A 19,698-nucleotide genomic window follows, 5' to 3' on the forward strand; every position below is an offset into this window, starting at 1 on the left:
TCGCGGGGCAGCGCTGGATTAATCGGAAGAACACACGGTCCAGTGCTGCGAACGACTTAAGAGCGGGACCGATTTCCATCAAGAAATCTTTCGGATGCAAATATCCCTTGGCGATACTCCGTGAAAACAAAAGACTGAGCGAAGAACGTCCGGGCGGACGCGGTGGAGGAGGAGGACCCTCGAAGGGGGTGCGGCAAGCGGCGCCGAGGCCTCGCCGGCCGGGGCATGTTTCCGCGTAAATTAGCGCGAATTGTAGGTATTGCCGGTGCAAACCAGGGGGTCGCGCCGTGCCCGCCCCGGGTTTTCGCCGTCCGTGGCGCATCGAACGGATCGCCCGTCGCGGCCGGGGATGCCCTCGGAAGCGGCGCCCGCGGCCCTACGGGGGCGCAGGGTTGATCTCCATTGCGTCATTGCCGCAACAGTGGGTGGGGAACATCCTGGGGATGTGGTGGTGGAGCCCCACCGGCTCCGGGCGACCGGGACGGCGGGGTGGAACCGGCACCGCATCGCGACGACAGGGACGCCGTCCGATGCGGTGCCGTGCTCCGGTCCCGCCGGGGCCGGCGCCGGCCGCGGTGCCGGCCTGCTCAGGCCACGCCGCGCAGCTCCTCGGCCGCTTGCAGGTCGACGCTGACCAGCCGCGACACGCCGCGTTCCGCCATGGTCACGCCGAACAGGCGGTCGACCCTGGCCATGGTCAGGCGATGGTGGGTGATGATGAGGAAGCGGGTGTTGCCGTCGCGCGCCATGGCGTCCACCAGGTCGCAGAAGCGGCCGACATTGGCCTCGTCCAGCGGCGCGTCCACCTCGTCGAGCACGCAGATCGGCGCGGGGTTGGAGCGGAAGACCGCGAACAGCAGGGACAGCGCGGTCAGCGCCTGCTCGCCACCCGACAGCAGCGACAGGGCCTGCAGCTTCTTCCCCGGCGGGCTGGCGTAGATCTCGAGGCCGGAATTCAGCGGGTCCTCGGCGTTGACCAGTTCCAGGTGCGCCTTGCCACCGCCGAACAGGGTGGTGAACAGGTCCTGGAAGTTGCGGTTGACGGTCTCGAAGGAGGCCACCAGGCGTTCCCGCGCCTCGCGGTTCAGCGACGCAATCCCCTGGCGCAGCCGGGCGATGGCGGCGATCAGGTCCTCGCGCTCGCTGCGCATGGAACCGATCTGCTGGTCCAGCTCGGTCACCTCGATCTCGGCACGCAGGTTGACCGGCCCCATGCCGTCGCGCTCGCGCGTCAGCTTGTCCAGCCGCTGCTCCACCGCCCCGGCTTCGGGCAGCGTCTCATCGGCGGGAATGTCCGCGGCGGCGAGGCATTGCTCGGGCCGGCAGCCCAGCCGCTCGGCGATCCGCTCCGTCAGGGTGCGTTCCTGCTGCAGGGCGGCGCCCACCGCGGCTTCGGCCCGGGCGCGCGCCTCGCGGGCGTCGGCGAGGCCGGCCTCCGCCTCCTTGAGGCGGGCCTCCCGCTCGGCCAGGGCCGCCTCCCCGGCGGCCAGGGCGTCGGCGGCGCGGGCCCGGGTGCGTTCGGCGTCGGCGATGCGGCCCAGCAGCTCCTGGCGCTCGGCGGCGATGGCGGCGGGACGGGTGGCCAGCAGCGCCAGTTCCGCCTCGGTATCGCCGGCGCGCGCCTGCAACTCCTCCAGGCGGCCGCCGGCGCCCTCCGACCGGCCGGACCACGACGCCACCTCCTGGTCGATGGCGGCGATGCGCTGGCGCCGCGCCTGGGCGTCCCGGGTCAGGCGGTCCAGGGCGTTCTGCTTCTCGGCCAGGACCGTGCGGCGCTCCGCCATCACGGCCCGCAGCTCGTGCAGGCGCTCGCGGCCGTCGCGCGGCTCGGGCAGCGCGTCGAGGGCCGCCTGGGCCTCGGCCAGCGCCGCCTCGGTCTCCCGCCGGTCGCCCTCCAGGCCGGCGATGCCCTCCACCAAGGCGGCCAGCCGCGACCGCGCGGCGTCGGCCTCGCGGGCCAGCCGGGCGTAGCGGTCGCGCGCCGTGTTGGCCGCCGCAAACGCGTCGCGCACCGCGTCGCGGGCACGGCGGTCGGCGATGGCGGCGTCCTCGGCGGCCTGCCGGGCGATCTCCAGCGCGGACCGCGCCAGCGCCACCGCGTCCTCCGCGCCGTCCAGCTCGTCGCGCAGCTCGCCCAGGCGGTTGCGCTGCTTCAGCCGGACCGCGGCGGCCGTCGGGGCGCCGGCCTGGACGGTGAGGCCGTCCCACCGCCAGGCGCCGCCATCCCGGCTGACCAGGATCTGTCCCGGCCCCAGGCGGGGCGCCAGGGCGGCGCCGTGGCCGCCGCCGGCGACCACGCCGATGTGATCCAGCGCGCGCGCCAGCGCGGCCGGCCCCTGCACGGCGCCCGCGAGCGGCTCGACGCCGTCCGGCAGCGCCATCCCGCCATCGAGGGCGGGGAGGGTGCGCCAATGGACCGGGGCCGCCTCGTCCAGCGGGGCGGTGAGGTGGTCGCCCAGCGCCGCGGCCAGCGCGCCCTCGTAGCCGGGGGCGACGGTGACGGCATCGATCAGCGGCGGGAACAGATCCCCCGCGCCGGTCGCGAGCAGGTCGCCCAGGGCCTTCTCCTCGGCCTTCAGGCGGGTGCGCACGGCCTCGGCGGCGTGCACGGCGTCGCGGGCGCGGGTCTGGGCCGGCTCGGCGTCGGTCTTGGCGCGCTCCGCCGCCTCGGCCGCCGCGCGGGCGTCCTCGAGCCTCTGCTCGGCCACCTCGACGGCCAGTTCGGCCTCGACGACGTCGCCGCGCGCGGCGATCTCCTGCTCCAGGGCGGCGCGCTGCGCCTGCTGTTCGGCGATGCGGCGGGTGAAGCCGGCGACCCGGCCGGCGATGTCCTGGGCCTGGTGCCGCAGGGCGCCGCGCCGGGCGTCGTCGGCGGCGACCTGCTCGGTCAGGCGGGTGAGTTCGCGGTCCTGGGCGTCGACGCCGTCGCGCGCGTCCACCAGGGCCTCGCGCGCGGCCTCCTCCAGCGTCTCCTCGTCCTCGCGGTCCGCCGCCAGGCGGTCGCGCTCGGCCTGCAGCCGGGCCAGCGCCTGGTCGGCATCGGCCGCCAGCGCCTGCTCGCGCCCGAGATCGCCGGCGATCTGGCGCAGGCGCGCGTCGAGGGCGCGCCGCTGCTCGGCGACCCGCGCCTCGCCGGCGTCGAGCTGCTCGCGGGCGATCACCAGGCGCTGCAGCGCCGCCGCCGCCGCCGCCTCGGCGCGGCGCAGGTCGGGCAGGCCGGCGGCGGCGGCGGTGCGCTGCGTCTCCAGCGCGGCCACCGCCAGCATCAGCTCGCGCACCGTCTCCTCGGCCGCCGCGAAGGCGCGCCGCGCCGTCGTCAGGTCGCCCTGGGCGGCGAGCCAGCGCAGGTGCCAGAGCACCGCCTCGGCGCGGCGGATGCCCTCCGACAGGCTGCGGTAGCGGGCGGCCTGGCGGGCCTGCTTGCGCAGCCCCTGGAGCTGGGTGTCCATGGCCCCAACGACGTCGTCGAGGCGCGTCAGGTTGCCCTCGGCCGCCTTCAGCCGCAGCTCCGCCTCGTGGCGGCGCGAATGCAGGCCGGTGATGCCCGCCGCCTCCTCCAGCAGGACGCGGCGCTCCTGGGGCTTGGCGGAGATGATCTGGCCGACCTTGCCCTGACTGACCAGGGCCGGGGAGTTCGCGCCGGAGGCGTTGTCGGCGAACAGCAGCTGGACGTCGCGGGCGCGCACCAGCTTGCCGTTGATGCGGTAGTCGGAGCCGGAGCCGCGCTCGATGCGCCGCACGATCTCCAGCTCGTCGGCCTCGTTGAACCCGGCCGGGGCGGTGCGCGCCCGGTTGTCCACCACCAGGGCCACCTCGGCGAGGTTGCGGGCGGAGCGGCTGGACGTTCCGCCGAAGATGACGTCGTCCATGTCGCCGCCGCGCATCCGCCGCGCCGAGGTCTCACCCATCACCCAGCGCAGCGCCTCCACCAGGTTCGACTTGCCGCACCCGTTGGGACCGACGATGCCGGTCACGCCGGGTTCCACCACCAGGTCGGTGGTGTCGACGAACGACTTGAAGCCGGACAGGCGCAGGCGCGTGAAATGCAAGGGAGGGCTCCGTGGGTGAAGGGGCCGCCGGGCCGCGGCGGCTCAGTTCGCCAGCTTGTCGATCGCCTCGGCGAAGCGCTCGAACGACTGGGATCCCTCGATCCGCTCGGCCCCGTCGTTGAGGATGAAGGTCGGCGTGGCCTGGACGTTGTCCTCGTTCTGGCCCTTCATGCGCATGGCGAGGATGGCGTCGGCCAGCTGCTGGTCGTTCCAGCAGGCCTCGATGGCCGATTCGCTGATGCCCGCCAGCTTGCCGATCTGCATCAGCGCCTTGGCGGGGTCGGCCGCGCTCGACCACTGGCGCTGGGTCTTGAACAGCACGTCGAGGATCGGGAAGTAGCGCTCGGCGGGGGCGCAGCGCGCCATCATCGCCGCGCGCAGCGCCCACTGGTCGAAGGGAAAGTCACGGAACACCAGCTTGGCCTTGCCGGTGTCGATGTAGCGCTCCTTCAGCTTGGGCAGCGTCTCGGTGTGGAAGACGGCGCAGTGCGGGCAGGTCAGCGATGAATAGTCGACGATGGTGACCGGCGCGTCGGGCTGGCCGAGCACCCGCTCCCCGCCCGCCGCCGGAGCGGTGTCGGGGGTGGCGGTCTCGGCCGCCTGGGCCATGGCGATCATCGGGAAGGCCGCGATGGCGGCACCGTCCGGCCGCGCCGTGGCCCACCACGCAGTGGCGAGGGCAGCGGCGGCGACGAGGATGACTCCCAAAAGCTTGCGGTTCACTAACCCCTCCTACCTAGATGTAGTTACTAATACGCCTGTGCTCCGGCGCCGGCAAGGCCCTGGACGGCCCTACCGACCGCCCCGGCGCGGCGGTGGCCGGCCGATCAGGGAGCGGCCGAACCGTTCCAGCGCGTCGCGCAGCCCATCGTCCTCGACCGTCGCGGTGGCGTCGCGGAGCGCGCTCTCCTCGTCCAGGGACAGGGTCCGCGGGGTCGGCGGGCGCGGCGCGGCGGCGGCCACGGCCCCCCCATGCACCAGCCTGAGCCGGGCGACCGCACGGTAGCCGAAGAAGCCGTTGATCTTCTCGACGATGAGCGGCTCGAGGTGCTGCAGTTCCAGGGCGACGGCGCCGGAGGCCCGGATGTGCAGGGTGGCGTCCTCGCGGGTGCCGCGCGGAAACGCCAGCCGGTCGGGCTGGGTGCGGTGGGCGAGCTGGGCGCCGACGATGCTCGGCCACTCGGTGATCAGCGCGCCGAACGCCAGGCCGCGCTTGCCCAGCGCCTTGCCGGCGATCTGGGGCACGGTGTGGCCGATGCGTCGTGGTCCTGCCATGGCGCCGAATCTCCCGCCCAATTGTGGCGGGACGGTAGCGCACTCGTCGCCGCCCCGCCAGGGGACGCCGGCGGACCGCGTCGAAGCCGCTTCCGCCGGGGCACGCCATGGCCTATCTCCCTGGGCCATGACCGACCCGTCCGCCACCGCCCCGCGCCTGCTCGCCTGGTACGACCGCCACCGCCGCCACCTGCCCTGGCGCAGCGCGCCGGGGGCACCGGCCGATCCCTACCGGGTCTGGCTGTCGGAAATCATGCTGCAGCAGACGACGGTGCCGGCGGCAACCCCGTATTTCCTGGCCTTCACCGCGCGCTGGCCGCGGGTGGAGGACCTGGCGGCGGCGCCGCTCGAGGCGGTGCTGGTGGCGTGGGCCGGGCTCGGCTACTACGCGCGGGCGCGCAATCTTCATGCCTGCGCCCGCACCGTCGCGGCCGAGCACGGCGGGCGCTTCCCCGCGGACGAGGCGGAGCTGCTGGCGCTGCCGGGGGTCGGCGCCTACACCGCCGCCGCCATCGCCGCCATCGCCTTCGACCGGCCGGCGACGGTGGTGGACGGCAACGTGGAGCGGGTGGTCGCCCGGCTGTTCGCGGTGACCGAGCCCCTGCCCGGGGCCAAGGCGGCGCTGCGCCGCCTCGCCGCCACGCTGACGCCGCGGCGCCGCCCCGGCGATTACGCCCAGGCGATGATGGACCTGGGGTCCGGCGTGTGCACGCCGCGCAAGCCCAAATGCATGCTGTGCCCTTTGGCCGAGGGCTGCGCCGCCCGGGCCGCCGGCACCGCCGAGTCCCTGCCGCGCAAGGCGGCGAAGCCCGACAGGCCGACGCGGCGTGGCGTGGCCTATTGGCTGCTGAATCCGGACGGCGCCCTTCTGCTGCGCCGCCGCGCCGCCGAGGGGCTGCTCGGCGGCATGACGGAGGTGCCCTCGACCGCCTGGGCCGAGGGCGAGGCGCCGCCCGAGGCGGCCTGGCGGGCGGCCGCGCCGGCGGCGGCGGCGTGGCGGCCTCTGCCGGGACTCGTGCGCCACACTTTCAGCCATTTTCACCTGGAGCTTGGTGTGGTCGCGGCCCGTGCGGACGGCGACTGGCCGTCGGCCCATGGCTTCTGGGTGCCGCTCGACGCGCTGGCGGGGCAGGCCCTGCCATCGGTGATGCGCAAGGTCGTCCGTCACGCGCTGGCCCACGCCTGACCCCCCCCAACCCGGTGCGCCCCATGCCGCTCAGACGCGCGTTCCTCGTCCTTCTCGCCCTTCTCGCGCCGCTGGCCGCCGGCGCCGGCGGCGCCGCGGAACGGCGGCTGCCGCCGGCGCTGGAACTGGTGCTCGCGATCGACGGGTCGGCCAGCATCACCAGCGGCGCGCTGGAGTTCCAGCTGCGCGGCCACGCCGCGGCGCTGAGCGATCCCGAGGTCGGCGCCGCGGTGGCCGCCAGCGGCGGCATCGCCGTCACCCTCGTCGCCTTCTCCGGTCCGCGCTCGCTCAAGGTGCTGGTGCCGTGGACCGAGCTTCGCGACGCCGCCGGCGCGGCGGCGTTCGCCGCCCGCGTGCTGGCCGCCCCGCGCGCCTTCCAGGCGGATTCCACGGCGCTGGGCAGCGCCATCGACGAGGCCTCGGCGCTGTTCGACGGCAACGGCATCGAGGCGCCGCGGCGCACCATCGACATCGTCTCCAACGGCTTCAGCAACGCCGGGGGCGACCCCGCCGCGGCCCGCGACCACGCGACGGCACGCGGCATCACCGTCAACGCGCTGGCCATCCTCGACGAGTTCCCCTGGCTGGAGGCGTACTATCGGGAGAACGTGATCGGCGGCGACCGCGCCTTCGTGCGCACCGCCATGGACGGCGACAGCTTCGTCGACGCGCTGCGGCAGAAGCTGATCCTGGAGATCGCCGCCGCCGATGGCGTCTTGACGCGTGTCGCCGGGAACCATTACCCCTGATCGCAACCGCCGGGGAGGAGCCATGTTCGACCTGTTCAAGCGGCGCCGGACGGCGGTGGCCGAGCCGCGACCGCCGCAGGACGACGCCGGAGCCGAGACCGGGGCCGGTGCCGACTCCGACCGCAGCACCGCCACCCGCGCCACGTTGGCCCCCGCCTGGCAGGCGTCGAGTCGCCAGACCACCTGGGTGGCGGCGCCCGGAATGATCGACTACGTCAACCGCAACGTGTCCGGCCGCGGCCTCGACGAGGGCGGGCACTGGGCCATCCACGCCCGCGACCGCCACCTGGCGCCGTTGCTGGAACGGCGCCGCGCGGCCGGCGCGGCCGGCCTGTCGATGCTGTCCCTGGGCTGCGGCGCCGGGGCGATGGACGCCCGTCTGCTCGGGGAGTTCGCCTGGCCGGTCGACCGCTACGTCGGCCTCGAGTACGACGACTCCCTGCGCGCGGCGGCGGCGGCGGCGATGGCCGCGGCGGCACCCGCGTGCCGCAGCGCGTTCCGCTTCTTCGATTTCAACGCCGGAACCGCCGCCGACGAGACGTTCGACGTGGTCTTCACGTTCCAGGCGATCCATCACGCGGCCGACATCGAAGGGCTGCTGCGCTTCATCAACGCCAGCATGAAGCCGGACGGGCTGCTGCTGGGGGTCGACTATTTCGGCCCGACCCGCTTCCAGGTCGAGCACGACGTGCTGCCCCTGCTCCGCGACCTGTTCGACACCCTGCCAGCGGAGTTGCGCCGCGACCTCTCGCACCCGGACCGGCCGGTGACCGAGCGCTTCGAGCCGGATACCATCGCCATGGTGGCGGGGGCGGACCCCTCGGAGGCGGTGCGCAGCTCCGATCTCCGCACCCTCCTGTTCGCCACCTTCCCGGTGGTCGAGATCGCCGAGCGCGGCGGCACCCTGCTGCGCTGGCTGCTGCAGAACCGGGCCGGGAACTTCCGCGCGGACGACGCCAACCACCGCGCCATCCTGCGCCTGCTGCAGATCCTGGAGCGGGAGCTGATCGCCACCCGGCGCGTGCGCTCCGACGACCTGTTCTTCGTGCTTGGAAGGAGCACGCGCGTCTGAGGGATCGCGCGAGGGTGGAACGGCGGCGCCACGATGCGACGATGGGTTCCGTATTAAGAAACATTAAACTCTGCTTAGAGTACGTTCGTTCCCAGTCAAACCCAAACGGGCGGTGATCCGATGCAGGTCAGCGAATTGACGGCGCAGAAGGCGCCTACGGCGACAGCGATCCTGGTGAACGGGGCGGTGACGCCGGCCAACGACAAGAAGCCCGTGGCGACCGCCAGCACCGAGGCGAAGGCCGCGGCCAAGACGGAGGCCAAGGACAAGACCGATGGCAAGGCCGATGGCAAGACCACCGGCACGCTGAAGCCGGTCGAGGATCCCGCGTTCACGATCTCGGAGTCGATGGAGAAGCTGCTGGACGGCCTGAGCGGCAAGTCCTCCAGCGCCCTGGAGAGCCCCGAGCTTCTGCGCGCCAAGCAGGCGGAGCGGATGATGCGGGGCATCCAGCAGATGAGCAAGGCGGTGACCGAGGCGACGACCCGCGCCCTCGACATGCTGAAGGGGAACCTGGGCAAGACCCTGGGCGGCTTCGGCATGCCCTCGGACCGCATCAACGACATCCTCGGCGCCTTCGACGACCACCTTCAGGACAAGCTGAAGGGGCTCGATTTCGGGGGCGCGTCCCTCGACATCACGCAGTCGAGCACGCAGATCTCCCTGGAGTCGCGCGGCATCGACCTGGTCATCGAGGACGGCGACCGCAAGATGAGCATCTCCTTCGCCAAGTCGACCCTGGCGTTCGCGCGCGACGATCAGCGTCTGCAGGCCGAGATGGGTGCCGACGGCAGCTTCCAGTTCGCGTTCGGCCAGAGCAGCGTCACCGCCAACGCCAAGGCCACGGGCATGATCGTGCGGGCCGACGGCTTCTCCGCCGAAGAGATCGAGGGCGTGCTGGAGAAGCTGAACGGGATGATCGACACCGGCGCCTTGAGCGGCATGGACGGAACCGCGGTGATCCGCCCGGAGAAGACCGCCGACGGCATCATGAAGCTGAAGCTCGACCTGTCCGTGGTGCTCGACACCGCGGGCGCGGCCGACGACGCCCCGGCCGCCGCGCCGACCGCGACGGGGTCGCCGGCCAAGGGATCGCTGAACCTCATCGCCTGACCGGCCTGACAAAAATCCGGCGTGGCCTAGCGGCGGCGCCGGACGATTTCCACGCCCACCGCGGCGGCGTCGGGGAAGATGTCGAGCTTCTCGACACGCACCGTCGCCGACCGCACCCGCGGATCGGCCAGGACACGCTCCGCCAGCCGCTCCGCCAGGGTTTCGGCCAGGGTCACATGGCCCCGGGCGACGACGGCGCGGGCGAGGTCCGCGGCCTCCGCGGTGCTCGGCCCCCCGTCCGGTGTCTCAAGATCCAGGGTCACCCGGATGCGCTGGGCGTTCGCACGCTCGTGCGCGTAGACGCCGAGCAGCGCGTTCATCACCAGGTCGCGCACCACGGTCCGGGCGCCGCCGTCGTGGGGCAGGGCCGCGCCGGAGGCCGGCTCGGGCGGCGCACCGTCGGGCGCCGGCCCGGGATCGGCGGCGGTCACCGCGGCGAAAAGCTTGCTCATGGGCGCTACAGGTAGCATTTCGCCCCGGCACTGCCAAGCGCGTGGGGCACCGCCGGTGCGTTCAGTGCAGCTCCGCGCGGAGCTGCTCGCGCAGGACGTCGATGGGCAGCAGCTCGCCGCGCTGCTCGAAATGCCAGAAGGTCCAGCCATTGCAGGCGGGCAGGCCGGTCATCGCGGCGCCCACCTGGTGAATCGAGCCGAGGTGGCGGCCCCGCGCGTTCTCCCCGGCGAGCGTGCCGTCGGCGCGCACCCGGGCGACGCAGCGGCGGCGCTGGTCGAACAGCGACGTTCCCGGCTGCAGCAGGCCGCGCTCGACCACCCAGCCGAACGGCACCCGCGGCTGCTGGCGCTTGGGGGGCGTGTCGAGCACAGCGAGGTCGGGGACCTCCTCCACCGCGGCGATGCGTACCTGGGCGGTGGACACGTAGCTTTCGTCACGCTCGATGCCGATCCACTGACGCCCCAGCCGCTTGGCGACGGCGCCGGTCGTGCCGGTGCCGAAGAACGGGTCGACCACCAGGTCGCCGGGCCGGGTCGACGACAGGATGACGCGGTAGAGCAGCGCTTCCGGCTTCTGGGTGGGATGCGCTTTGCGCCCCTGGGTGTCGCGCAGACGCTCCGGGCCGGAGCAGATCGGCAGCAGCCAGTCGCTGCGCATCTGCAGATCCTCGTTGAGATTCTTCATCGCCTCATAGTTGAAGCGGTAGCGCGCGTCCTTGTCGCGCGCCGCCCAGATCAAGGTCTCATGGGCGTTGGCGAAGCGGGTGCCGCGGAAGTTCGGCATCGGGTTGGTCTTGCGCCAGACGATGTCGTTGAGGATCCAGTAGCCCAGGTCCTGGAGCGTGGCACCGACCCGGAAGATGTTGTGGTAGCTGCCGATCACCCACAGCGAGCCCTCGGGCTTGAGGATGCGCCGCGCCGCCGCCAGCCAGTCGCGGGTGAAGCGGTCGTAGGTGGCGAAGTCCTGGAACTTGTCCCAGGCCTCCTCCACGCCGTCGACCCGGGTCTGGTTCGGCCGCAGCAGTTCACCGCCGAGCTGGAGATTGTACGGCGGGTCGGCGAACACCAGGTCGACCGACTCGGCCGGCATGGCGTTCATCAGCTCCACGCAGTCCCCGACCGCAATCCGATTCGGCTCGACCATTTCCACCACCTCTCAGCGAATCACCCGCCGCGACAATGAGTCATGCCCGAGTCGCCGTCAACGGCTTTTTGCTGAAAGAGTCTGCGGACTCAGAGAGTTATAGGGACTCTCTCAGACAGAGCTCCAAGATCTGGGGACGCGCGTCGCCGGGAGCGCAAGGGATAGCGTGACCGTGGCCGTCCGGACTCACCCGGGCGCCTTCTGTCAAGCGATGGCGGCCAGCGCCTCGCGCACCGGCGCGAAGCTGCGGCGGTGATGGGGCGTCGGGCCGAGGCGGAGCAGGGCGGCCCGGTGGGCGGCGGTGGGGTAGCCGGCGTTGCGGTCCCAGCCATAGCCCGGGAACGCGGCGTGCAGGGCCAGCATGGCGCGGTCGCGCTCCACCTTGGCGACGATGGAGGCGGCGGCGATGGACAGGCAGGTGGCGTCGCCCTTGACCACGGTGCGCACCGGACAGCGCAGGTCCGGCGCCCGGTTGCCGTCGACCAGGGCCAGGGTCGGCGGCACGGCCAGCCCCTCGCAGGCACGGCGCATGGCCAGCATGGCGGCGTGCAGGATGTTCAGGGTGTCGATCTCCTCCACGGTCGCGATGGCCACCGCGACCGCCAGGGCGTGGTGGACGATCAGCGGCGCCAGCTCCTCGCGAACCGCCTGGGAAAGCTGCTTGCTGTCATGGATGCGCCCGGCGATGGCGGCGGGCAGGCCGTCGGGGGGCAGCACCACGGCGGCGGCCATCACCGGCCCGGCCAACGGTCCGCGCCCGACCTCGTCGACGCCGCAGACCACCGCACCGGGGCCGGCGGCGCGTTCCAGGGACAGGTCGGGCCGGCGGGGCGGGGGCGGGGCGGGGATGCGGGCGGTCATGCGTCTTCTTAGCCGAGCCGGCAGCCGCTGTCAGCCCCGCGGCCGCCGGTCTCAGGCGGGGAACACCCGCACCCCGCGGAGCTGCACGGTGCAGCGGTCGCCGACCGCCACGCCGAGCGCCGCGACGGCGGCGCGGTCGAGCTCCGCCTCCAGCGGCTGGCCGGCGAGGTCGAGGTCGACGCGCGCGGCGGCACCGACCACCCGCGTCGCCAGCACCCGGGCGGCGCCGTGAGGATCGGCCACCGGCAGCACGTCGCGGGGGCGCACGAAGGCCATGACCGGGCCGCACCGCACCGCGGCGTCCGCGGTGGCCGGCAGCGGCATCGTCAGGGCACCGCCGGCAAGCCGCAGTTCGCCGCCGTCCGCCGTTCCGTCCAGCCGGTTGACCGGCCCCAGGAACTCGCAGACGAAGGCGGTCGCCGGGTGGTCGTAGACCTCCGCCGGGGTGCCGAGCTGCTCGACCCGGCCGAGGTTCACGATGGCGATGCGGTCGGCCAGCTCCAACGCCTCCTCCTGGTCGTGGGTGACGAACACGCTGGTGATGCCCATCTCGTCGTGCAGGCGGCGCAGCCAGCGGCGCAGCTCCTTGCGCACTTTGGCGTCGAGCGCGCCGAACGGCTCGTCCAGCAGCAGGATGCGCGGCTGGACCGCGAGCGCGCGCGCCAGCGCCACCCGCTGGCGCTGGCCGCCGGAGAGCTGGGCCGGGTAGCGCTCGGCCAGCGGCGCGAGCTGGACCAGATCGAGCAGGTCGCCGACCCGGCGGCGGATCTCGTCGCGCGGCGGCCGCTCCGCGGCGGGCAGCACGTCCAGCCCGAAGGCGACGTTGTCGGCCACCGACATGTGGCGGAACAGCGCGTAATGCTGGAACACGAAGCCGACCCGGCGGTCGCGCGGCGAGCGGTGCAGCGCGTCCTCGCCGTGGATGGCGACGCCGCCGCCGTCGGGACGCTCCAGCCCGGCCATGATGCGCAGCAAGGTCGTCTTGCCGGACCCGGAGGGGCCGAGGAGGGCCATCAGCTCCCCCGTGCGGACCTCCAGCCCGACCGCGTCGAGGGCGACGAAGTCGCCGAAGCGTTTGGTGATTCCCGTCAGCGATATGGCCATACGACACCCATCATTGCCGCGCCCGGCGCGGCCGCGCCGGACCGGTCCCGTGGCCCGTGCGCCACTCCAGCACCGCCTTGGCGGCGAGGGTGACGAGGGCCAGCAGGGCCAGCAGCGACGCGACCGCGAAGGCGGCGACGAAATTGTATTCGTTGTAAAGGATTTCCACATGCAGCGGCATGGTGTTCGTTTCGCCCCGTATGTGGCCGGACACCACCGACACCGCACCGAATTCGCCCATCGCCCGGGCGTTGCACAGCAGCACGCCGTAGAGCAGGCCCCAGCGGATGTTGGGCACGGTGACGCGGCGGAACGTCTGCCAGCCCGAGGCCCCCAGGACGATGGCGGCCTCCTCCTCGTCGGTGCCCTGCGCCTCCATCAGCGGGATCAGCTCGCGCGCGACGAAGGGCAGGGTGACGAACACGGTCGCCAGGACCAGGCCGGGCAGGGCGAACACGACCTGCACGTCATGGGCACGCAGCCACGGCCCCAGCGCGCCGTGCATCCCGAACAGCAGCACCCAGACCAGGCCCGACACCACCGGGGACACGGAAAAGGGCAGGTCGATGAGGGTGACGATCAGCGTGCGGCCGGGACAGCGGGCCTTCGTCACGCACCAGGCGGCGGTGAGGCCGAAGGCGACGTTGAGGGGAACCGCGATGGCCGCCACCAGCAGGGTGAGCGCGATGGCGGCCCGGGCGTCGGGCTCGACCAGGGCCGCGGCGTACGCGCCGACGCCGTGGCGCAGGGCCTCCACCGCGACCACCGCCAGCGGCAGGACCAGGAACAGCGCGAGGACGGCCAGCGCGGCCCCGGTCAGCAGCCGGCGCACCGCCGGCGGTTCGCCCAGGATGGGACAGTCAGCGGCCATCGTCCCCCCTCTGCCGGCGCTGCAGCCGGTTGATCAGCAGCAGCAGGACGAAGGACGCCGCCAGCATCAGCGCGCCCACCGCGGCCGCACCGGCGTAGTCGTACTGCTCCAGCTTCACGACGATCAGCAGGGGCAGCACCTCCGACACCCCGGGCAGGTTGCCGGCGATGAAGATCACCGAGCCGTACTCCCCCACCCCGCGCGCGAAGGCCAGGGCGAAGCCGGTGAACAGGGCCGGCCGGAGCGCCGGCAGAACGACCCGGACGACCGTGCGGAGCCGGGACGCGCCGAGGCAGGCGGCCGCCTCCTCCTCCTCCACCGGCAGGTCGCGGAGCACCGGCTCGACCGTGCGCACCACGAAGGGCAGGCCGACGAACATCATCGCCACCAGGATGCCGAGCGGGGTGAACGCCACCTGGAGCCCGGTCACCGCCGCCAGCGGCGCGCCGATCCAGCCGTTGGGCGCGTAGAGGCTGGTCAGGGCGATCCCGGCGACCGCCGTGGGCAGGGCGAAGGGCAGATCGACCAGCGCGTCCACCACGCGCTTGCCCGGCAGGGGGTAGCGCACGAGCACCCAGGCCAGCAGCAGCCCGAACGCCGTGTTCGCGGCGGCCGCCAGCAGGGCCGTTACGAAGGTGACCCGGAAGGCGGCGAGCACCCGCGGGTCCGCGGCGGTGGCGAGCACCCCCGCCCAGCCCGGCCCGGAGGCCTCCACCAGCAGGGCGCCGAGGGGGATCAGCACGATCAGTCCGAGATACCCCAGGGTCAGGCCCAGGGTCGGGGCGAGGCCCGGGATGACGCGGTGCGGCGCCGGCCGCCGGGGCGACCAACGGGGGCGGAAGCGGGCCGTCGCCATGCCTCAGCGCCCGACCCGGCTGAGGCGGTCGTACACGCCGCCGTCGGCGAAGTGGCGGGCCTGGGCCGCCCTCCAGCCGCCGAAGACCCCGTCGACGGTGACCAGCCGCAGGTCCGGGAAGCGCTCGGCGTGCCGCGCCGCCACCGCGGCCAGGCGCGGACGGTAGAAGTGGCGGGCCGCCAGCTCCTGGCCCGCGGGGCTGTAGAGGAAGCCCAGATAGGCTTCCGCCAGGGCACGCGTGCCGCGGCGATCGACCACCGCGTCGACCACCGCCACCGACGGCTCGGCCAGGATCGACAGCGACGGCACGACGATGTCGAAGGCGTCTTCCCCCAGTTCGCGCCGCGCCAGATGGGCCTCGTTCTCCCAGGCCAGCAGGACGTCGCCGATGCCGCGCCGGGTGAAGGTCAAGGTCGCGCCGCGGGCGCCGCTGTCGAGCACCGGCACATTGGCGAACAGCGCCGCCACGAACGCCTCGGCCTTGGCCTCGTCGCCGCCGTCGCGCTCCAAGGCGTAGGCCCAGGCGGCGAGATAGGCCCAGCGGGCCCCGCCCGACGTCTTGGGGTTGGGGGTGATCACGCCGACGCCGGGCGTCACCAGGTCGTCCCAGTCGTCGATTCCCTTGGGATTGCCGTGGCGCACGAGGAAGACGATGGTCGAGGTATAGGGGGCGCTGTTGTCGGGCAGCCTGGACTGCCAGTCCCTGGCGATCAGCCCCGCGTCGGCGATGGCGTCGATGTCGTAGGCCAGCGCCAGCGTCACCACGTCGGCCTCCAGCCCGTCGATCACCGAGCGCGCCTGCTTTCCGGATCCGCCATGGGACTGGCGGATGCGCAGCTCGCCGCCGGTGCGCGCGGACCATTCGCCGGCGAACGCGCCGTTGACCTCGGCGTAGAGCTCCCGCGTCGGGTCGTAGGACACGTTGAGCAGCGTGTCCGATGGCGCGGCGATGGCCGTGCCCCAGATCGTGACGACCAGTCCCGCGACCAGGGCGGGCAGACGGATCGGCATGGACATGACGCACCTCTTATTTCTACCTCACCAATAGAGAATGAATGCGAATTCCCTATTTGTGAAGTAGGCAAATGAGGTGCGATCCGCCCCCTCCGAACGAGGGAGCTCCGCTCCGGTCAGATGTCGAAGCTGCCGGGAACCTCTCCGTTGGCCTGGCGGTGGCGCAGCGCGTCGGCCAGGGTGCGGTTGTCGAGCACCGCCGCCGTGGCGTCGCGAACCTGGATCATCAGCCAGCGCACCGAGCAGGTCTCCGGGTCCACGCAGTCGGCACACGGCCGGAACGCCGCCTTGCTGGCGCAGGGTAGGGGGGCGAGGTGACCGTCGATCAGGCGGATCACCTCGCCGAACGAGATCTGCGCGGCCGGGCGCGCCAGCCGGTAGCCGCCGCTCTTGCCGCGCTTGGCGTAGAGCAGGCCGCACTTGCGCAGCTCGACCAGGATCGCCTCCAGGAACTTGCGCGGGATGTTCTCGCGCTCGGCGACCTCGGCGATCAGCACCAGGTCGTCGGGCGGCCGTCCGGCCAGCATGATGAGGGCACGGAGCGCGTACTTGGCCTTCTGGGACAGCATTTCCGGTGTGGTCGTCGCGGATCGGATCGGGCCGCCACTGTCGGGCCTATCGCCGGGGGCGTCAACCGCGGCCGTGCGGTCCGGCCCGGCGGCCGTGCCAGCGGCTGCCGGGCGCCGCTCAGGTGCCGCCGACCCGCCCCGGGCCGGCCAGCGCGCGCCGGCGCTCGTGCAGGATCTCGTCGTAGAGGGCGGTCATGCGCGCCTGCACGCTGCCCATCGCGTAGCGCTCCACCACCACCGCGCGGGCGGCGGCGGCGATGGCGGCGGCCTGCGCGGGATGGCGCAGCAGGCCGAGGATGCTGGACTGCAATGCCGCGACGTCGCCGGGGCGGATCAGCAGGCCGGTCCGGCCGTCCTCCACCGCCTGGGGAATGCCGCCGACCGGCGTGGTGACCACCGGGACCTCGTAGGCCATCGCCTCCAGCAGCGCCATCGGCAGCCCCTCGGCGTAGGACGGCAGAAGGAACACGTCGGCGGCGCGCAGCGCCGCCTCCTTGTCGGCCCCGGCCACCCAGCCGAGAAGCCGGACATGGGAGCCCCAGGGCTTGCCGTGCAGGCGCCGGCGCACCTCGTCCAGCTCGCCGTCGCCGCCCAGCCAGAATTCGGCGCGGGGGAAATGGCGGAGCACCGCCGGCACCGCCTTGAGAATATCGTAGGTGCCCTTGTTGGGGCCGAGCCTCCCCAGGCTCAGGATCACCGGGCCGGGTCTGGCGACGCCCGCCATCCCCGGCGACATCGGGGCCGGCGACATCGCGGCCGGCGGAATCACGGCCGGCGGAATCACGGCCGGGTTGGGGATCACCACCGGCTCGCTGCGGGTGTAGAGACCGCGATAGAACGCCGCCCATTCCGTGGACAGCACCACCAGCCGGTCGAGGCGGGCGAGGACGAAACGGACGTAGGCGCGGCGCAGCGGCCCGCCGCTCTGGTAGAACCCCGGGAACAGCCCGGAATGGGCATGGCCGACGACCGGCACGCCCGACGCGGCGGCGGCGAGGATGAACGCGGATTTCCGATAGAAGCTGCCATTGGCCGCGAAGTGAACGTGAACGGCGCAGGCCTCGCGGCGGGCGATGCACCCCAGCATCCCGCCGGCGGCGCGGCCGGCCGCCGCCAGCTTGGCGACCCGACCGCCCTCGGCGTGGGTGGCGAGGTGGCGGATGGCGTAGCGCTCCGCCGTCCAGTTCTCCGTCAGCACCTTGAGCACCGAGGAGACGCCGCCCAACCCGGCCGCGGACGGCCCGAGCACGAGAACCGTGCGGCGCCCGGCCGCCGTCGCCGGCCGCCCCGACCGGCCCAGCCGCAGCGCGAGCAGGCCGGGGAAGTCGAGAAAGGACCGCAGGGTCGTCCACACACCGATCGTCATGCCGAGACAAGCTCCCATGCCACGCCGCGCCGTTCGACGCGGGACCGGACGTGGCGACGGACGCGGCGGCCGGCAAGCGCCGCCGGGTGAGGCAATGGGCGTACTCCCGGCCCGCCGCCAGACCCCGATGGAGCGGAAACGAAACGGGGGCGGCCCGCCGGAAACGGGCCACCCCCGGGTCGGGGCGGGACACCGGTCAGATCCCGCCCGTCTCGGCGCCGGTCGTCAGATGACCGGCGTGTCGGTGTGGACGAAGTCGTCGACGTAGACGTTGTGGCCGATCTGGAGGTCCGTGGCCGCGGTGTTGTCGAGCACCAGGACCGTCTCGCCGGCCATGGCGCCGGCGGCGCCGTCGACGTCGATGCGCAGCTCGGTCGCCGCGCCGACCTGGACGAAGGCCAGGAAGTCGGGCGGCAGGTCGTCGCCGATGGCCGCCCGGATGTCCGCGGTCAACGCCCGCAGGTCGAGCGTGTCCTCGGTGGCGGAGAAGTCCGTCACCCGGTCCGCTCCGTTGCCCAGGCGCTCCACCACGAAGGTGTCGGCACCGCTGCCCCCGGACATCACGTCGACCGCCCCGCCGGGGGTCAGGTCGATGCCGCCGGTCATGGTGTCGGCACCGTCGCCGCCCATCAGCACGTCGGCACCGCCGCCACCGTCGACCGCGTCGTCGCCCTCGTCGCCGTACAGCGTGTCGCCGCCCAGGCCGCCGAACAGCTTGTCGCCGTCGAGGCCGCCGTACATCAGATCGGCCCCGGCCCCGCCGTAGACCTGGTCGCCGCCGGCGCCGCCGGCCAGCACGTCGTCGCCACCGCGGCCGTAGAGGACGTCGTCGCCCTTGAGGCCGCGCAGCTTGTTCGCGCCGGCGTCACCCATCAGCTCATCGGCCTGGTCCGAGCCGATGACGTTCTCGATGCCGACGACGGTGTCGACGTTGCCGCCGCCGCCGTCTGCCGCGCCGGCCGCCAGGTCGACCTTCCAGCCGCCGCTCTCGGCGCCCAGGTCGAGGAAGTCGACGCCCTGGCCGCCGTCGATGGTCTCGCCCTCCGCGGTGCCGGTCAGCTTGTCGTCGCCGGCGGTGCCGACCACGGGCGGCGGGCCGGGCGGCGGGGGCGCGACGACGTTGGTGCCGACGCTCAGCGCCGCGGGTGCGACGTTGTCGAGGACCAGGACCGTCTCGGACACCCCGTTGGCGGTGACCACCACCTCGGTCGCCGTGCCGTTGGCGACGAAGCGGACGTAGTCGGCGCCGAACCTGGCACCGGAGGCCACCAGGGTGGCGTGCAGGGCGCTCAGGTCGAGGACGTCCTCGCCGGTGGCGAAGTCGGTGACCCGATCGGTGCCCAGGCCAAGGCCCTCGACGACGATGGTGTCGCCGCCGGCGCCCAGCGTCACGGTGTCGGTGCCGGCCCCGGCAAGGACGGTGTCGGCGCCCTCGTCGGCGACGATCGTGTCGTCGCCCGCACCGCCGTACAGCAGGTCGCCGTCGCCGCCGCCGTACATCAGGTCGGCACCCTGGCCACCGTAGACGGTGTCGCTGCCGGCGCCGCCGGCCAGGACGTCGTCACCGGCGCGGCCGTCGATCAGGTCGTCGCCGTCCATGCCGCGCAGCTTGTTGGCGCCGGCGTCGCCCAGCAGATTGTCGGCGGCGGTGGAGCCGATGACGCTCTCGATGTTGACCACGGTGTCGACGTTGGCGCCGCCGCCGTCCGCCGTGCCGACGGCGAGGTCGACCGTCCAGCCCGTCGTCGCCGCCGACAGGTCGAGGAAGTCGGTGCCGTCCCCACCGTCGATGGTGTCGGCCCCCTCGGTTCCGACCATCTTGTCGTCGCCGGCGGTGCCCATGATCGCCTTGGGCTGAGGCGGTTCGGGGGCGATGACGTTGGTGCCGACGCTCAGCGCCGCGGGCGCGACGTTGTCGAGGACCAGGACCGTCTCGGACACCCCGTTGGCGGTGACCACCACCTCGGTCGCCGTGCCGTTGGCGACGAAGCGGACGTAGTCGGCGCCGAACCTGGCA

Annotated in this window: 17 protein-coding genes; 4 read left to right on the top strand and 13 right to left on the bottom strand. The window is 73.2% G+C overall.

Going from position 1 to position 19,698, the window contains the following annotated elements; genetic code table 11:
- Positions 1-587: 587 nt before the first annotated feature.
- The 3 genes from AC6H2I_RS21010 to AC6H2I_RS21020 all read right to left on the bottom strand — a co-directional run bounded on the left by AC6H2I_RS21010 (position 588) and on the right by AC6H2I_RS21020 (position 5,324).
- Complete coding sequence (locus AC6H2I_RS21010) at positions 588-4,049, bottom strand: chromosome segregation SMC family protein (protein ID WP_497502662.1); 3,462 nt, start codon at positions 4,047-4,049, stop codon at positions 588-590.
- Positions 4,050-4,091: 42 nt separating this feature from the next.
- On the bottom strand, positions 4,092-4,772 hold the full coding sequence (locus tag AC6H2I_RS21015) for a DsbA family protein (RefSeq protein ID WP_497502663.1): 681 nt from the start codon (positions 4,770-4,772) through the stop codon (positions 4,092-4,094).
- A gap of 69 nt (positions 4,773-4,841) precedes the next feature.
- Positions 4,842-5,324, bottom strand: coding sequence for a DUF721 domain-containing protein (locus tag AC6H2I_RS21020; protein WP_497502664.1), 483 nt, complete (start codon positions 5,322-5,324; stop codon positions 4,842-4,844).
- Positions 5,325-5,451: 127 nt separating this feature from the next.
- On the opposite strand from AC6H2I_RS21020, the gene mutY reads away from it, so the two are divergent.
- The 4 genes from mutY (at position 5,452) to AC6H2I_RS21040 (ending at position 9,444) form a co-directional block, all read left to right on the top strand.
- Complete coding sequence (mutY, locus tag AC6H2I_RS21025; protein WP_497502665.1) at positions 5,452-6,510, top strand: A/G-specific adenine glycosylase; 1,059 nt, start codon at positions 5,452-5,454, stop codon at positions 6,508-6,510.
- Between the two features lie 23 nt (positions 6,511-6,533).
- Complete coding sequence (locus tag AC6H2I_RS21030) at positions 6,534-7,259, top strand: DUF1194 domain-containing protein (protein WP_497502666.1); 726 nt, start codon at positions 6,534-6,536, stop codon at positions 7,257-7,259.
- 22 nt (positions 7,260-7,281) lie between these two features.
- A complete protein-coding gene (locus tag AC6H2I_RS21035; RefSeq protein ID WP_497502667.1) occupies positions 7,282-8,331 on the top strand; it encodes a class I SAM-dependent methyltransferase in 1,050 nt (349 codons plus the stop codon).
- 120 nt (positions 8,332-8,451) lie between these two features.
- A complete protein-coding gene (locus tag AC6H2I_RS21040) occupies positions 8,452-9,444 on the top strand; it encodes a hypothetical protein (RefSeq protein ID WP_497502668.1) in 993 nt (330 codons plus the stop codon).
- Between the two features lie 26 nt (positions 9,445-9,470).
- Here AC6H2I_RS21040 and AC6H2I_RS21045 read toward each other — a convergent pair whose 3' ends face one another.
- The 10 genes from AC6H2I_RS21045 to AC6H2I_RS21090 all read right to left on the bottom strand — a co-directional run.
- Entirely contained in the window at positions 9,471-9,896 is a 426-nt protein-coding gene (locus AC6H2I_RS21045) for a dihydroneopterin aldolase (RefSeq protein ID WP_497502669.1), read from the bottom strand.
- 61 nt (positions 9,897-9,957) lie between these two features.
- Complete coding sequence (locus AC6H2I_RS21050; RefSeq protein ID WP_497502670.1) at positions 9,958-11,040, bottom strand: site-specific DNA-methyltransferase; 1,083 nt, start codon at positions 11,038-11,040, stop codon at positions 9,958-9,960.
- 204 nt (positions 11,041-11,244) lie between these two features.
- On the bottom strand, positions 11,245-11,901 hold the full coding sequence (gene rnhB / locus AC6H2I_RS21055) for a ribonuclease HII (RefSeq protein ID WP_497502671.1): 657 nt from the start codon (positions 11,899-11,901) through the stop codon (positions 11,245-11,247).
- 51 nt (positions 11,902-11,952) lie between these two features.
- A complete protein-coding gene (locus AC6H2I_RS21060; RefSeq protein WP_497502672.1) occupies positions 11,953-13,005 on the bottom strand; it encodes a sulfate/molybdate ABC transporter ATP-binding protein in 1,053 nt (350 codons plus the stop codon).
- A 10-nt stretch (positions 13,006-13,015) separates the two neighbouring features.
- Positions 13,016-13,876: a sulfate ABC transporter permease subunit CysW gene (gene cysW / locus AC6H2I_RS21065; RefSeq protein WP_497502673.1), complete on the bottom strand. Its 861-nt coding sequence runs from the start codon at positions 13,874-13,876 to the stop codon at positions 13,016-13,018.
- Entirely contained in the window at positions 13,866-14,732 is an 867-nt protein-coding gene (gene cysT / locus AC6H2I_RS21070) for a sulfate ABC transporter permease subunit CysT (protein ID WP_497502674.1), read from the bottom strand. The genes cysW and cysT overlap by 11 nt, the downstream gene beginning before the upstream one ends.
- Positions 14,733-14,735: 3 nt before the next feature.
- Positions 14,736-15,743 (bottom strand): sulfate ABC transporter substrate-binding protein, encoded by a 1,008-nt coding sequence (locus AC6H2I_RS21075; protein ID WP_497502675.1) that lies wholly within the window; start codon positions 15,741-15,743, stop codon positions 14,736-14,738.
- A gap of 119 nt (positions 15,744-15,862) precedes the next feature.
- Complete coding sequence (locus AC6H2I_RS21080) at positions 15,863-16,315, bottom strand: RrF2 family transcriptional regulator (protein WP_497502676.1); 453 nt, start codon at positions 16,313-16,315, stop codon at positions 15,863-15,865.
- Positions 16,316-16,433: 118 nt separating this feature from the next.
- A complete protein-coding gene (locus tag AC6H2I_RS21085; protein WP_497502677.1) occupies positions 16,434-17,681 on the bottom strand; it encodes a glycosyltransferase family 4 protein in 1,248 nt (415 codons plus the stop codon).
- Positions 17,682-17,906: 225 nt separating this feature from the next.
- Positions 17,907-19,698: calcium-binding protein (locus tag AC6H2I_RS21090; protein WP_497502678.1), on the bottom strand; the 1,792-nt coding region annotated here is incomplete at its 5' end.

This window comes from Azospirillum sp. NS33 (assembly GCF_059703765.1).